Origin of the sequence: Paraglaciecola sp. 2405UD69-4 (assembly GCF_047525415.1) — a bacterium.
Taxonomy (GTDB): domain Bacteria; phylum Pseudomonadota; class Gammaproteobacteria; order Enterobacterales; family Alteromonadaceae; genus Paraglaciecola.
Window position 1 is genome coordinate 464,262 of sequence record NZ_JBLIXM010000001.1, and the last position, 15,168, is coordinate 479,429.

Sequence of the window (15,168 nt, forward strand, 5' to 3'; positions counted from 1 at the left end):
GGGTAATGTTCCTGTGTATTCAATTGTTTTTTAATGTGGTTTCTTAAAAGGTGTACGAGATGCCTGCAAAGATATACCTGCTAGACAAGGGGCGAACATCAAGTAAACCTGCAGCAATAGCGGTTTCGTCTTGATGATTGTCAAAAATATTGTCGATACCTGCTCGCCAGTCCCAGTGTTGGTTTATGGACTGATTTATGCTTAAGTTAACTGTCATCCAATGATCACGAGCCACGCCTACTTGTGAACTTGAGGGGTATTCCCCTGATTCATACACCACATACAAAAGGCTTTGCATGTCGTATGGCAGCGACCAATTTAGGTTGCCTTTTAATTGGTGGGTAGGGCGATCACTTAGATGCTCATCTGCGTCATCCTTAGCGCTGATATAGCTATAACTAAATTGTAAGTCGAGTTTATTCATTGCAAATTGAGCCGAGATATCAAAACCATTTAGGTCGGCTCCATCAATGTTTTCGTAGCGACTAATCAGCAAGCCACTTTCGGCTGAGGCTTCAGCGTCAACCACAGTAGTAATAAAGTTATCTGCTTTACTGGTGTGTAAATTCATGCGAACTGAGAGCTGATTAACGGCTATATCAAATATTTTGGTGTTCGATAAGCGATAGCTAAGCTCTGCGTTTGCCGTTAAGGCTTCTTCTGGAATTAGGTCTTCGTTCCCTAAAACCATGTAACCTAAATTACTATGGTCAAACACATAAAAACGGTCTTTTAGTGTAGGCACCCGATAACTTTGCCCTAAACCTAACCTGAGTTGCCAACTGCCGTCTTCTGCAAAACCATTTGCGTTACTGCTATTACCAAAATTAAATAAACTGTTTAAACGTGAAGCGGACTGCAGACCAAAATCACTGTCATGTTGCAGTTGTGTGCCAAATACTAATTCATGGTCAGCTAAGGACCAACTTGCTTGTGTGAACCCTTGAATTGATTGGGCAGACTCATCATCAACTTCATAAGACTCTATTTCACCTGTGGTGATGTTTTGCTTAGTTTGATTGAGTTTGTCCAGACGGGCAGTTAGGCCTGAGACCAAGTCAATATCTCCAAATTGCCAATTAATTTGGCCATCTAACTGGGCTAAACTTATATCTGCATCACGTAATGCATTGGTATCGCCACTTGTTTCAATATGATTGAGTACACGAGATTTAACTTCCCAATTTTGGCCATTCGCCAGTCCCAAATCCCACTGCCATTGCTCTACATCAGAAATATAGCGAATATCTTGCTCTTGCCCGGGAATGCTATACCTAAACTTTTCTTTGGCATCGTTAAAATAGCGAAGCTTATTTGAAACACTGAGGTCATTCTCAAATGCCTTTACTAGGCCAAGGTTCACAAGGTACTTGTCACTACTAGGAGCGCTTTGCGCTACTGTTTCTGGTTCATAATCAAAGCCGGGATCAGAGCTAGCTTGTAAGCTTAACGATGACTGCCAGCCCTTTAGATTTTTACTGCCATCAAGTTGCAATAAATGGGTTAAATCTGCCGATTCGATGGCGTTGCTGCTATAGCTACCAGCTTGATAGTTTAGCTTGAGATGATCTGACCTAAGCTTACGGGTAATGATATTAATTACGCCACCCATAGCTGAGCTTCCATAGAGTACAGATCCTGCGCCGCGCATAACTTCGATTCTTTCGATATCAAGTACACCTATTTGGTCTAGGTCCACCGATGAGCCAGTAGGAGAAACGAAAGGCTGACTGTCAATTAACACCAACACATGGTCACTACTAAAACCTTGCATCTGCACGGTATAACCGTCTTTTTGGTTGCGTGTTACCACCACGCCAGGAATGTAATTTAGGGCACTCGCCAAAGTGCCATGACTGATGGTTTTTAATGTTTCTGCAGTAATGACGTCTACAGATACAGGGCTTTGAGACTGCAGTACAGCGTAACGGGTGCCGGTTACCACCACCTTTTCTATTGATGATTGATTGGCATAACTTGCCTGTGATACGGCAACTAAAAGCACAGACATTGCAATTCTAAACATTAAATCTAAATAGTAATTAGTCTCATTTGTATTTATGGTATTTGTGTTTGTGATAAAAATCAAGCAAAGTCTTTGAGGGAGACGTATGTTGAGGTGTTTACCCATCGCTCAACCCTACATGGTTTATGAACAGCTGTAGCTGATACCAAATTTCCATAATATGAGTTGCTGGCAACCGGCCTAAATACATTAACTTTTGGGTTATTGACCCAGTAAAAAGCACTATTTATATTGGGAAGCTCAGGGTGAATAAAAACCTAATTAAGGCGGTAGCAGGTATGCAAAATATAGATGTATTAGTGACTAAACTTGAGCGCCTTGTTGACAGGTTACATGATGACTCAGCTAACTATGTGGCTGAACTCGAAATTTATCCGGTTTGTGATTATGCAGAAAAGTCACCAATAGAGATCCTCAATAAAGCCTTGAAAGGTGAGGTGATCATCGAGAAAATAGCTATATCCAATCAACAAGAATTAATAGCAGGGATTAGCGCTATGCTTAGCTATGAGGGGCTTGGCAGCTCCCATCCTAACAGGGCTTATGTTGGCTCTGCTGAGCATGGCGAGCATTTAGTAGAGCTAGGTAGCGAGCTGAAACGCTTAACCAGCCATGCAAGCAGTATAAAAGAGTTCTGGCTTAAAAAAGGCTACCCATTTTATGCAGTGTTCTGGAATTTAGGGTTCATTATTACGATTAATAGTGATGCTTATGTTATCGCAGGTACGATATCTGATTGAGGGTTGTTAACTGGCATCATAGCACTGGGATTTTCCCCTTGTGTATAAAACATTTTTGAATCCAGAGTGAGAAACCCTTATTTGTCTCTCACTCTGGATGATAATCAACTAACTAAGTTTGTTGAGTCTTTAATCCCCAAATTGAATACGCACACCTGCATTCACAGTAAAGCCGTCGTTTCGTGACCAGATATCTGTGGTCCAGCGTCCGCTTGGGGCTTGCTGTGGCAATACTAAGGATTCGCCTTTAGTTTGGCGCACATTGAGCAGGTTCTCGGCATTTAAAAAGTAACTCACTTTGCCAATGGTAATTTGCCCAAGTAAACCTAAATGCCAATACGCGTCGCTTCTACTGCGAAGTGGATTACCTTCAAGGTGTTGAGTGCCCGTGTAATATGCTTCAAACCCCACAAGATGACTGCCATGCTCTTCCCACATGATAACTGCACCCGCCGAGTGTTGCGGGGTGAGTGTTAGGGGCGCCCGTCCAAGGCCATCTTCACTTAGCTTGGTCGCGTCTGTGTACAGATAACTACCGGTTAGCTTTATGTCATGCCAGCGATAACGAAGCAGTAATTCAGCGCCACGAATTTCGCTTTCTCCTGGAGCATTGACGATACGCACTTGCTTGTCTGAAAAAGTATCAATTGGCTCAACCTCTTCAAGTTCGGTGACATTATCAACATCAGAAGCAAATAAAACCATGCTAGTTTCGATACTATCAAATACGTAACTGATATCTATTGAGGCTGTGGTGGCTTGCTCTGCAACCACATCATCAAAGGGGGCTAAGCGTGATAAGCCAGCATCTTCAATGTCTTCAATGAAGGGAGTAGGGGCAAAGAAACCTTGTCCGTAAGCACCGCGAATGGTCCAGCTATCTGGATTATACAAGACTGAAATCCGCGGGCTAAATTGCGTGCCGTATTCGCTGTGCCAATCTGCGCGGGCACTGAGTGATAACGAAACATCATCAGAGGCCTCGTAATCTAGTTGCGAGAATAACCCCGGCACTTGGTAGTTGTAATTAAACTCAGCAAAGTCTTCTGATTCAAAGCGGTCAACTTGATAGGCTAGGCCAACCACCCAGGCAGCTGTATCTTTGTAACCCGAAACACTGGACTCAAGTAGGTAACTTTGATGAAGGTCATTTTCTTGTACCGTACCATAAATGTGGTCATGCTCTTGGCGCATAGCCGAGCCACGTATATTAAGATTAAGCTCATCATTAAGGGGCTGATCAAATATAAAGCCACTGTCGAGGCGAAGTGAATCTTGGCTTTGGATAAAAGCATTGCCATCGGGAACGCTTGCCCCCTCAGCAGTGCCACCCACACGCTCTTCTTTCATGGCGCCAACTGTCACATATAAGTTGGCGCCGTTTTCTCCTTCCCAATATAAACGGGGGCGAAGTGTAGCCCGTTGAAACTCAGCCATGTCGAGCCAGCCATCATTGTCTAAATCTTGCTGTTCTTGATTGTGGATGCCAGCGGTAAGCGAAGCGCTAGTGCGCTTATTTATGGGTGATGCAATATACGAAGTAAGGTCTTGGCCATCTTTTGATGTGGCGTTTAGTAAGACCTCGCCTTCAAATTCATCTGATGGAGTACGAGAAATAAGGTTAATCACACCACCGAGGGCTGAGCCGCCATAAAGTGACGAAGCAGAGCCTTTGATAATTTCTACATTGGCCAAATCGGTAGGGGGGATTTGTAACAAGCCGATAGAGGCTGTTTGTCCGCCGTACAAAGGTAAACCATCACTTAATAACTGGGTGTAGCGGCCATATAAACTTTGCAAGCGAATATTGGCGCTGCCTAAGGCAGGAGAGGTGGTTTGTACACGTACTCCTCCGGTTTCGGCAACCAACATAGAAATGTTACCGGGGCGCATCATGGCTTTTTCTTGAATTTCTTCGCCATTGATAATCTCGGTACGGGTCGCTGATTCAGTGACTATGCGGCCAAGGCGTGATGCCGTAACCTGAATTTTTTCAATCTTAGGCTCGCCATGCTCGTCATGGTGATCTTCGTGATGCTCACCTTCATTTGCGTAAGATAGTAGGGGCGCAAACAAAATAGCCAGCGCGACTTTAGAATAATTAGTAAGCATTTTTTACCTCAAAATAATGCTAAAAACTGCGACAATTCCGCAGTTAATATAACGACTTTTAGTGTTTTCTAGGGGTGATTATGGGTTTAGCCTAGGAGGTAAAAATAGGCGGCCGATACAAAGAGGTAGCAATATAATGGGGGGATTTTTGCGTGTAGGGTAATGCAAACTCACTTATGAGTTTAAGGGTTGACTGAGCAAGACTATTGTTTAGATAAACCATAGAGACGCAAGCGTTAGCTGGGCAAAAGCACTCGCCTTCACAGCAGTCAACATCACAGCAGTCGTCTTTTTCGGCAATACCATGATTATCACCGGCTTCATCTGCGTCTAGCTGCTGGGGGGTTACTTGCTGATTGGTTCTAGCATCATCAAAGATTACAACATAAGAACCCATAGCTTGCCCTACAAAGGCAATCAATAAGCTAGTTATAATCAACAATTTTGAAAATGGTTTGAACATGTTTATCTCTAGTAAATGTCAGCGCCATTGTAATGAGCTTTTGGGTAGAAGTGAAGAAACTAAAAGAACAAACAGTTTCAAAAAATGTATCAGCAGGCCCAGTTGTGCCGAAAGGTTAATAATGTCCATATTATCTGCACAATTACGCTATAAACTATTAGAGTGGGTGTAGGTGAGGGGCTGTTGTTCCCCATATGAGTTTAAGGATAGGTATTAATGAATTTAAAACACTGTGGGTCATTGTTCATGGCATTTGCACTGGGCTCTTTGGTCTTGCTTGGTTGTGATGGTAAGACCCAATTAAAGTCGGAGTCAGCTGATATCTCAGAAGGCATAGATATCTCAATGTTTACTGAAGGAGCGTTTAGCCAAGCACCTAAAATTGTAGATTGTGAAACGGCGCAAGGCACCAAAACTAGTTGTTATGAATTTATAACAACAGGCGCACCAGCTGGTCGAGAGCCGGGCCCTTTTTGTCCAAGAACAATTGATGATGGTGCCGATGCTGGTGGAGCTTGGTTTGATAAAAATGGTTCAGGTGATTTAGTCGATATAACAGGTGAGTTTATCCTGAAACTTGACGAATATTATGGTGATGAAAAGTGGTTGGTGTATGACGCCGACACTAAAAAAGTGCGTTATACCGCAACCAAGGAAGCTTGCTTAGGGGCGGCAAAACCAGATGTTGAAGCCCAGTACATGCAAAATTGCATCGAGTGTAAGCTAGAGTACTTAGACGATGATTTTTCGGTTACTTATCTTATTCCCACCACTCCTATCCCAGCCAAAAGAACAGGGCGAGTGCGCACTGTTGGTATAGCATTAGACGGTAGTGAGTTGTCTGGCCCTGCACCTGTTAATGCGATTTTAGGGGCATATACTATTGCTGCTTTTGATGACTGTGGTGGGCATATTAATGTTCACCAAGGTTATCATTATCATTCGTCAACAGGATGTACTGATAGGGCAGTAAATACCGATAATGATCATGCACCCTTGATAGGTTACGCCATAGATGGCTATGGCATTTATGCTATGAAAGACTCCCAAGGTAAAGAAGCTGAAGGCTTAGATGAGTGCCGTGGGCAAACCGATGCTGTAAGAGGCTATCACTACCATGCTGCCAGTCCCAGCGAGAACCTATTTATAGGGTGTTTACACGGTGAAACTGTACGACCTAGTGGCGGTCCCCAAGGTGGCCCACCTCCAAGGGGCGGACCTCCACCTAATGGTGCTCCACCAAGAAATGGTGAACATTAAACTTGAAGATACCTAGGTTTAATCTATTTATATTCCTGATCATTACGGTGAGTCTCGGTATGCAGGCAACTAATGCCTATGCCCATTCTGGTCCTTTAAATGAACTCGCCATTAAAGCATGTGTGCAAAAGCAAAGGTCTAAGGCGTGTCGATATCAAGGAGTTCATAATGATTTGTATATTGGTACCTGCCAACATATGGCAGAAAGTCTGTTATGCGTGAGAAATCAGCCCATTCAACAACTCGATACATCTAACAAAAATACAAAACCAGACCATAGTCATGAAGATACTCAGAGGTAGCCTTTGAGCTTAAGTAAAATAAAAAGCCCCCATATTTAGCATATGGGGGCTTTTTGTCTTATTGAATGTGTAGCCTTACATCTAGAAGTTGTAAGTAGCCGATACTCTAAAGCTGCGAGGTGTGCCGGGCTGAACCCAAACGCTAGCGTAAGAGTTAGTGTAATACTCTTCGTCAAACAGGTTGTTTACTTCTGCGCGTACCGTCAATGCATCAGATACCGCGTAGTTTGAGGCAAGACGAACTGTAGTGTACTCAGGCAATTTGAAGCTAGGATCACCAAACTCACCACTTCTTTCACCCACATAGACTAATCCGGCTATTAGATCTAGATCCCTCTCAGCTAGCTGGGTTTGTTGAACCAACTGTAGGCTTAATTGATTCTCAGCAATATTCAGCAGGTCTGAACCAGCAGGAATAAAGTTGTAAGAAATAGCATCGGTATAGTCGTTTTTGGTTTCTGCATCAATATAAGAATATGAAACCCAAATACTTAGGTTATCTGTGATGTCACCTGTCAAATCAAGCTCAACCCCTTGGCTAGCTGCTTTACCTACTGCTGTTGCATTAAAGTCTGCATCAAAGGTGGCGATATTAGATTGTTTCACATCAAAGATTGCGAATGTTCCCGATAGCGCCCCGTCATTGAGGGCAAACTTAACCCCTACCTCTGTGGACTCAGATAAATTTGGATCTAAGTCGTTTTCATCTGTTGCTCCAGAAAGTGGACGGAAGTTTTCGCCGTATGCTGCATAAAAAGATAAAGCGTCAGAGGCTTTATAGACAACCCCAAGCTGAGGGCTCACTTTCGACTCTGAATATTCAGAAGTACTATCGGATAAACGGTTAACCAGTTTTTGTTGGTAGTCATCAAAGCGGGCACCAATACGAATGTCTAACTTGTCGGTTAAGCTAATTTGATCTTGGATGTACAAGCCTGAACTTTCCTGTGTCTCAATACGGTCAATGTTACTTGCTAGGGCCAGAGACGACTCTGGGTATTGCCCGTAAACAGGATCATAAATATTGATGCTTTGGTCTGTGGATCTGTCTCTTAGGGCAAATTGATCATTTTCGAATTTGTCTGAATCAATCCCTACTATAAGGCTGTGGGTTAATGAGCCTGTTTCAAAACTGCCACTTAGCTCAGCTCTGAATACCTGATAGATAGCATCGTAATCGCGATAACGGCTAAAGCGACCAAAGTTGCCGTCTTCATCTGGTGCACTAAATCCGTTTTCTGAGGCTAATCCTTCTAGCGAAGTATCACGGTAGTTAAAGCCTAGTAAAGCACTCCAATCTTGATTTATGTCTGTTTGAAATTCAATTTGATGACCCAAGACATCGGTTTCTATAGGACCATAACCAGGCTCGCCTAAAAAGCGGCTTTCTGGTATCACACCAAGCTTACCATCAATAGCAATAACGCCTCGGTCAAATGGGATTTCTTGGTGGCTGTATTCAAGCTCATAAGTAAGTTGGCTATCGTCACTTATGGACCATAAAACCGACGGGCTGAAACCTTGTTTTGTGGTTTCTATTGTGTCACGAAAGCTTTCTGCATCTTCATAAAAACCTACAAATCTAACGGCTAGATCATCAGAAACTACTTTGTTTACATCTAGATCCCCTCGTAGCGTGCTAAAACTCCCCACTGATACAGTGACCTCAGCCTTATCACTAAAGTTAGCTCGCTTGGTAACTAGGTTGATTGTGCCACCGGGCTCACCGCGGCCAAATAATGCAGCTCTTGGACCTTTTAATATTTCTACCGACTCTATGCCAGACAAATCACGGGAGCCACCAAAGCCACGGCCTGCATTAAATCCATTCACTAAGTAATTACTTGGCAGGTTTTCGTCCCCCACAAAACCACGAACAGCAAAGCTATTCCACAGCCCTCCAAAGTTATTTTGACGTGCCACAGAGGCAGATAAATCTAAGGCTTGGTTTAGGTCAAAGGCACCTGCATTTTGTAGGGCTTCTGAGTTGATTCTTAATTCAGACTGTGGGGTTTCTAAAGGGGTAAAGTTACCTTGGTAAGCTTGGCGAGAGCCTATTACCTCAACGGTTTCGATTGCATCTGCATTTTCTTCTGCTGCAATTGCGCAAGGAATAGATAAGTTAGCTAAGCATACACTTAAGTAGGTGAGCTTTAGCCCTTTTGTGGTGGTGTTCATGGTAAAACCTTTTTATTAATTGTGTGTAAATAAACGACTTACTGGGCTGTATCAGTACTGCTCTTGATATCAGCTTTTGGTTTTTGAATGAGTTTTTCAAAGCTAGGCATGCTAGCCAGTTGTTTTGCACCTAGTGGTTTATCGGTGAACAAAAACGGGTAATAGAACAGCCTCAACTGCTGGTGGAAATCTCGTATCTGTTGCTCGTATTGAAATGCAGCTACGGCATCCGTATCGGCTAGGCGAGTTAGCAAACGCTGCAATAACAGAGGCGGAGAAAGTAAAGATGCGTATCCTGCAAGTTCATATTTTTTTTGTGCAGCTTCTCTGTAGGCCTGTGATAATGAAGCCGCACTTTGGTCGCCCACCTGCTGGAAGGCGAAGTACCACTTCCACTCAAACATACTTTGCATCGCTACGTGATCTTTCCACTCTGGGTAGGTGTTTGTAAATTTGTCCATAGTGACTTTTTTAGGAATATCCCAAGCATCATTTACTGCCTCGCGCTGGGTTAACAAAATGTCACCACCTTTAGGTGAGTGCACTGAGTTGTTAATCGCCAAATCTCCTAAAATAGGAATGATGAAAGCAAACAATACCCAAACGCCAATTAAGCCAGACGCTACCCTAGGTGCACTGCTGGCCTTTTTGCCCCAGTAAAGACTAATCAAGGTCCAAAAACCGAGATATATCAGGCTATACAAAGAAACCAGAACGACATGGCCTAAGTTAGTGCCACTTAGCCAAGCACCTATATAAAACGGCAACATCAGGCAAAATAGTAGGCAAATAAACCGTGTTGCGCTTCTAGCGCCCCACAATGCCCAAGGGGATTTTGCTGTGGTAACGAGTAAATCGTGCCTGCCGGCTGTGCGTTCACTTGCAAATAAGTCATGAAACAACAAAATAACCAACAAAGGTGACAAGGCACTTAGCACAAACACAAAGTCGATTTTTCCCCCTTGAGCTAGCTCGGGGTTTTGGGTGTCACTTTCGTAAATTTGCCCCTCTAGCGCCAACACTTTTATTCTGTGTTTCCAAGGGAAAATATCCCGCTCACCTAAGGCCGCGAACGCTAAATCTGTTGGCATGGAATAGGTAAGATGAAAGCTGTAATAAGCAATAGAGCCAACGTCATGGTGTTTGGCTTGAGCTGCCGCCCTGTCTTGTGTATCTGCAGCCTTTAATCGTGCAATGGTTTGTTGCTGCTGGGCTATTTCATTTAAGCCACTGAATACTGAAAACCCTGAAATGAGAAGGGTACAAGCCAAGAGTACAAGTATGTATTTTTGGCGTAACATAAATCGCCATTCTCTAGAGAGCTGTGCAAAGAAGTAAGTCATATCAGGCGCTTCCCAAGGGTTCTTATGGCGATGAGTAAAATAAAGATCCACAGAGCGAGCTGTAAAAATGCCGATACACTTCGCTGCAATCTCTGGCCTGCCGGGTCAACATTGAAGTTAAAGTCTTCTAGTACCTGCCAGTTTTCGGCTGCCACTCGCGCCTTCTGTGCAGCTTGTGCATCATTATTTCGATTCATATCATCTTGATAACTAAGCTGTTCTACATGCACAGAATTTAGGCCTTGTACAAAGTCAAACCTTAAGGTTTCAGCTTCTCGTAAAAATCTATGATGGGTTTCTATGCTAGTGCCAACCACTATCATAGATAATGAACGGATAGCCACCATAGGTGATAACCAACCAAAAGCTCTTGATACTAGGGTTTGCGAAAGCTCAGTATCCATTCGCTTTTCAGCAAATTCATTAAGTACATGGGTAAGTTCGGCTTCAGAGGCCTTTGCTATTACCCCGCGGTAGTTAATGGGTAGCTCTTCGATTGAATCGACTTTGTACTCTTCTAGCAATGAAGTTTTTAATTTATCAAAGGCAGGATCGGCGGCATTGTGGCCATCGCCTAGTTTTCGTAATTGTGCGATGACGGCAAAGTCTGTTTCAATTTTTCCGGCTGAGGGGACAGACGTTGCTGCAACAGTGCTGGCTATGCGCGGCATAACCACACAAAGCAATATCCAAGAAAAGGCTAGCGCGGTAAAGCTTTCACTATTTTTAGAGAAAGCAGTAGAAAACAACAAAACCAATAAAGCCCATATGCTTAAGTAAAGGCCATAGCCTAATACAAACCCTAAAATAGCTAGGATGCTTTCTCCATCATGTAAACTAAACAAGGCCGCAATTGCTAAAGGTATTAAAATAAGCGCAATAACAGAGAGTAGGGCTAGGCCCTTACCCGCTATTAAGGTTGTACTTGAGGTTCCTTGTGATAATAAATAGGTAAGAGTTTGCGACTCGCGCTCACGACTGACTGAGCTGTAACCTATCAAAATCAGTAGCAAGGGCGCTAAAGTTTGGACGATAAATGAAGGGGTTAAACTACCTAGTTGAGTCAGTGCCGTGCCTTGTTTTTGGTCGGCAAACATAGCGCTATTTTGACGGTGACCTTCAAGAAAAATTGAATTACCTGTGTAAGCATCAATGCCAGGGTCCAAAATGCTTAAGGGAGAGGGAGACCTAAAGGCGTAATGACCATAATGCACCATTCTGTGGGGGTGCCTGTCAGGTTGGTCTGCAAAGGTCTCTTCTGCATTGTCTTGAAGTTCGTGTCGGGTATGGCTCAGCTCCATCATAGTTATTGAGGTGACAATCACAGATGATAAGGTTAACAGTGCACCAATAATCAAAACTGAAACCGCTAATTTAGAGCGTAACCAATAACGCCACTCGTCTTTGGCGACTAAGAGTAATTTTGAACCTGTGTTGCTAGTCACGATAAAACCCTTTGGGTGAAGGCTGCATGGACTTGTTCTGTTTCTATTGGGCAATTCTCTGACGCAGCAAATTCGCCCACTAAAGCGCCGTCTCGTAACAAGCCAATTCGGTTAGCCACTTGGCAAGCTCCATAAACATCATGGGTAACCATTAATATAGTGGCCCCCGTGGCTGCGAGCTCACGAACGAGTTGATTAAATTCGTCAATGGCAACGGGATCTAGGCCTGATGTGGGTTCGTCTAATAAAAATATAGGAGCTTCACGCAACAGTGCTAAGGCTATTGCTGTTTTTTGGCGCATGCCTTTAGAGTAGGTTCGCATATAGCGGTCGCGGGCATCTGGTTGTAATGCTACCCGGTCAAATGCTTGATTGATTTCAGTGTCTGATTTTTTGATATCAGCTAAGGATAGAAAATATTGAACATTTTCTCTGGCTGTAAGGTGTGAATACAAGGTGGCAGATTCGGGCAAATAAGCGGTTTTTCTGCGGACTTGGTTAAGAGCGGTTGACACTTGGTCACCATCAATTTTTGCTATGCCCTCACTGGGCTTGTTGAAACCCAACAGGGTTTTTAAGGTTGTAGATTTACCGGCTCCATTGCCACCAAGTAACGCATAGACTTCACCTGCATCTACATGGAAGCTGAGATTTTTTAGAATGGATTTTTTATTAATGCTTACACACAGCGAAGATACTTCAATGACTGAGTTAGCTTGATCGTTTGTACCCACAGTACACCTATTGTTATATTATAACGTTATTTTTGGTATGTTATAATATAACGATTGTGGGTTGCAATCAGTAATCTAGGGTTATCCAGAACGACAGAGTATAAAACGCGGTATTTGGCTATAAGTGTTGGCTGAGTTTAGGTGAGTAACTTAAGCCGCGCACATTAGTGTGTGCGGCTTAAGGTTTGTTGTAAGGGCCGAAATGAAAAGTTAGGCTTGTAACAAGTCTTGCTGTTTGGCAAAAACAAGGGTGTCATCCAGTGCTTTTGTAAGTTTTTCTATTATCTCGTCTATTTGCTCATTGCTGATAATTAAAGGTGGGCATAGTGCGATTGAGTTACCTGCAACCGCGCGCACAATGAGCCCATGGTTTTCACAAGACTTTTGAGCGAACGCACCAATTTTTGCATCTTTAAAGTGTATTTCTTGCTCTTTATTTGCCACTAGCTCAATTGCAGCTAATAACCCTGCGCCTCGAATTTCACCTATTAAAGGGTGAGCCTCTAATGTTGCTAGTTTCTGATGTAAGTAGTCACCGGCTTTTGCGGCTTTTTCAAAGATATTGTCTCTCTCAAAAATCTCTAAGGTTTTTAACGCTGCCGCGCATGCCACTGGGTGGCCAGAGTAGGTATAGCCGTGACCAAATACTCCGCTGGCATTGGTTTGTTCGATCATGGCATCGTACATAAAACCTGGAATAACCGAGGCACTTATAGGGTAATAGGCCGAAGAAAGTTGCTTCGCAAATGTCATAAGATCAGGTTTGATCCCCATAGTGGTACACCCAAAATCATTACCTGTACGACCAAACCCTGTGATGACTTCATCTGCCCAAATCAAGATGTCGTGTTTACGCAGTAGAGCTTGTAGCTTTTGGTAGTAACCTTCTGGTGGCACAATCACGCCACTGGCGCCAGTGATAGGCTCTATTATCATGGCTGCAATTGTATCGGCACCTTCTTGGAGTATTTGCCTTTCAAGATTTCCTAATATTCGGTCAACAAACTGTGTTTCAGACTCACCCACTTGATGCCCAGAATAATAGTGTGGGGCATCTGTACGTAAAATATGTAAGGCATCTAAAGGTGCATCAAAATGAGCAAGATTCACTGGTAAGCTGGTTAGTGAGCCTGAGGCAACAGTAACACCATGGTAAGCCCGCTGACGGGTAATGATTTTGCGTTTTTCAGGTTTGCCAATGGCGTTAAAGTAATAGCGCAACATCTTGTAATGGGTATCGTTGGCGTCGCTGCCTGAATTACCAAAAAATACATGGGCATCAGTAATTGGCACCATTGCGGCAATTTTACTGGCTAGCTCTTCAGCTGGAGTGTGGCTTTTACCCCCAAATAAATGGCTAAATGAAAGGGTTTGTAATTGCTCTGAAATAGCATCAATTAATTCTTGGTTACCGTAACCTAATGCTGTGCACCAAAGTCCCGACATGCCTTCTAAATATTTTTTATTATCTGAATCAAAAATATAGACACCTTCGGCTCGTTCAAAACAGAGTTTTTGTTGATCGGCAAAGTTTGATGTGGGGTAAATCATGGCAGACATAGGCACTCCAATTAGGTTTTTAACAGGTGTGTACCATATTATTTGTTTGTTTTAGTTACCACAATCTATATATTGTTACCCTATTGGTAATTAAAACTAACCAAGAGGTTGCCGTGATCACAAGGCGAGATTTACCCCTAAATGCCCTTAGAGCCTTTGAAGTGTGTGGTAGGCATTTGCATATGCGAGCTGCAGCCCAAGAGCTAGGTGTAACCCATGCAGCTGTCAGTCGGCAAATTCGATTATTAGAAGATAAGTTTGGGGTGCAATTGTTTGACCGCAGGCATAATAAACTTGCGTTAACATCAGCAGGACAAAGCTTGCTGCATGCCACAACCGAAGGCTTAGACACCATAATTCAAGGGGCGCTTAATATCGCTCCTGAAGAGCTTAAAGGGCCACTTATTTGGGCCAGTACCGAGTCGCAGGTATCTACTTGGCTTTTAGATGCCGTTGGTGAGTTTCAATTACAGTACCCAGAAGTTGCCACAAGTTTGAAAATGATAGAACCAGGTGCGGTAGATTTAGATAGTAGTATTGATGTGGCTATTTGTTACGGTAAACCAAGCAAGACTGCTAAACACACTGAGCTTTTGTATCAGGAGCAACTGTTTCCGATTTGCAGGCCACAATTGTTAGAGAACAATAAACATATAAAGGCTCCCCAAGACTTATTGGATTTTACCTTGATTGTGGACCAATCTAACCTTTGGAAAAATTGGTTCAGTAGCGTCAATATCGAGATCCCTAAAAGTACTCGGCGGTTTCAGTTGGTCAATGCCCATCAAGCTATCAATGCTGCTTTGTCTGGTTTTGGTATTGCGCTAGCAGATAAATTAGAGGTGGCTCACTATATTCGCCAAGGGCGCTTGATAGGTTTGTGGGACCACACAATAGCGCCAACTAAGCAGTTGTTTATTGTCTCCCAAAGTCCAAGTGAGCAATCCCTACGAGTGAGAGTGTTTATCGATTGGATTAAAAAAACAATGGAGAGCTAACTAGCAA

At 43.3% G+C, this 15,168-nt stretch carries 12 protein-coding genes; 4 read left to right on the forward strand and 8 right to left on the reverse strand.

The genetic code is table 11. The annotated features are described in order from the left end of the window. Window positions 1–43 precede the first annotated feature (43 nt). Window positions 44–2,011, reverse strand: coding sequence for a TonB-dependent receptor plug domain-containing protein (locus ACMUMK_RS02075; RefSeq protein ID WP_414699469.1), 1,968 nt, complete (start codon window positions 2,009–2,011; stop codon window positions 44–46). Window positions 2,012–2,271: 260 nt separating this feature from the next. Between ACMUMK_RS02075 and ACMUMK_RS02080 the strand changes: the two genes are divergently transcribed. Further along, window positions 2,272–2,766: a hypothetical protein gene (locus ACMUMK_RS02080; protein WP_414699470.1), complete on the forward strand. Its 495-nt coding sequence runs from the start codon at window positions 2,272–2,274 to the stop codon at window positions 2,764–2,766. A 129-nt stretch (window positions 2,767–2,895) separates the two neighbouring features. On the opposite strand, the gene ACMUMK_RS02085 is transcribed toward ACMUMK_RS02080, so the two are convergent. Beyond that, a complete protein-coding gene (locus ACMUMK_RS02085; RefSeq protein WP_414699471.1) occupies window positions 2,896–4,878 on the reverse strand; it encodes a TonB-dependent receptor plug domain-containing protein in 1,983 nt (660 codons plus the stop codon). Window positions 4,879–4,969: 91 nt separating this feature from the next. Then, window positions 4,970–5,341, reverse strand: coding sequence for a hypothetical protein (locus ACMUMK_RS02090; protein ID WP_414699472.1), 372 nt, complete (start codon window positions 5,339–5,341; stop codon window positions 4,970–4,972). Window positions 5,342–5,557: 216 nt separating this feature from the next. Between ACMUMK_RS02090 and ACMUMK_RS02095 the strand changes: the two genes are divergently transcribed. Then, window positions 5,558–6,601, forward strand: coding sequence for a YHYH protein (locus tag ACMUMK_RS02095; protein WP_414699473.1), 1,044 nt, complete (start codon window positions 5,558–5,560; stop codon window positions 6,599–6,601). 59 nt (window positions 6,602–6,660) lie between these two features. After that, window positions 6,661–6,903: a hypothetical protein gene (locus ACMUMK_RS02100; RefSeq protein WP_414699474.1), complete on the forward strand. Its 243-nt coding sequence runs from the start codon at window positions 6,661–6,663 to the stop codon at window positions 6,901–6,903. 81 nt (window positions 6,904–6,984) lie between these two features. Here the strand turns inward: ACMUMK_RS02100 and ACMUMK_RS02105 are convergent, their stop codons facing one another. The 5 genes from ACMUMK_RS02105 to ACMUMK_RS02125 all read right to left on the reverse strand — a co-directional run bounded on the left by ACMUMK_RS02105 (window position 6,985) and on the right by ACMUMK_RS02125 (window position 14,163). Then, entirely contained in the window at window positions 6,985–9,081 is a 2,097-nt protein-coding gene (locus ACMUMK_RS02105) for a TonB-dependent siderophore receptor (protein ID WP_414699475.1), read from the reverse strand. Window positions 9,082–9,119: 38 nt separating this feature from the next. After that, complete coding sequence (locus ACMUMK_RS02110) at window positions 9,120–10,424, reverse strand: DUF3526 domain-containing protein (protein ID WP_414699476.1); 1,305 nt, start codon at window positions 10,422–10,424, stop codon at window positions 9,120–9,122. Beyond that, window positions 10,421–11,869, reverse strand: coding sequence for an ABC transporter permease (locus tag ACMUMK_RS02115; protein WP_414699477.1), 1,449 nt, complete (start codon window positions 11,867–11,869; stop codon window positions 10,421–10,423). The genes ACMUMK_RS02110 and ACMUMK_RS02115 overlap by 4 nt, the downstream gene beginning before the upstream one ends. After that, window positions 11,866–12,603: an ABC transporter ATP-binding protein gene (locus ACMUMK_RS02120; protein ID WP_414699478.1), complete on the reverse strand. Its 738-nt coding sequence runs from the start codon at window positions 12,601–12,603 to the stop codon at window positions 11,866–11,868. The genes ACMUMK_RS02115 and ACMUMK_RS02120 overlap by 4 nt, the downstream gene beginning before the upstream one ends. 210 nt (window positions 12,604–12,813) lie before the next feature. Next, window positions 12,814–14,163 (reverse strand): aminotransferase, encoded by a 1,350-nt coding sequence (locus ACMUMK_RS02125; RefSeq protein ID WP_414699479.1) that lies wholly within the window; start codon window positions 14,161–14,163, stop codon window positions 12,814–12,816. 113 nt (window positions 14,164–14,276) lie between these two features. Between ACMUMK_RS02125 and ACMUMK_RS02130 the strand changes: the two genes are divergently transcribed. Then, entirely contained in the window at window positions 14,277–15,161 is an 885-nt protein-coding gene (locus ACMUMK_RS02130) for a LysR substrate-binding domain-containing protein (RefSeq protein WP_414699480.1), read from the forward strand. Window positions 15,162–15,168 lie beyond the last annotated feature (7 nt).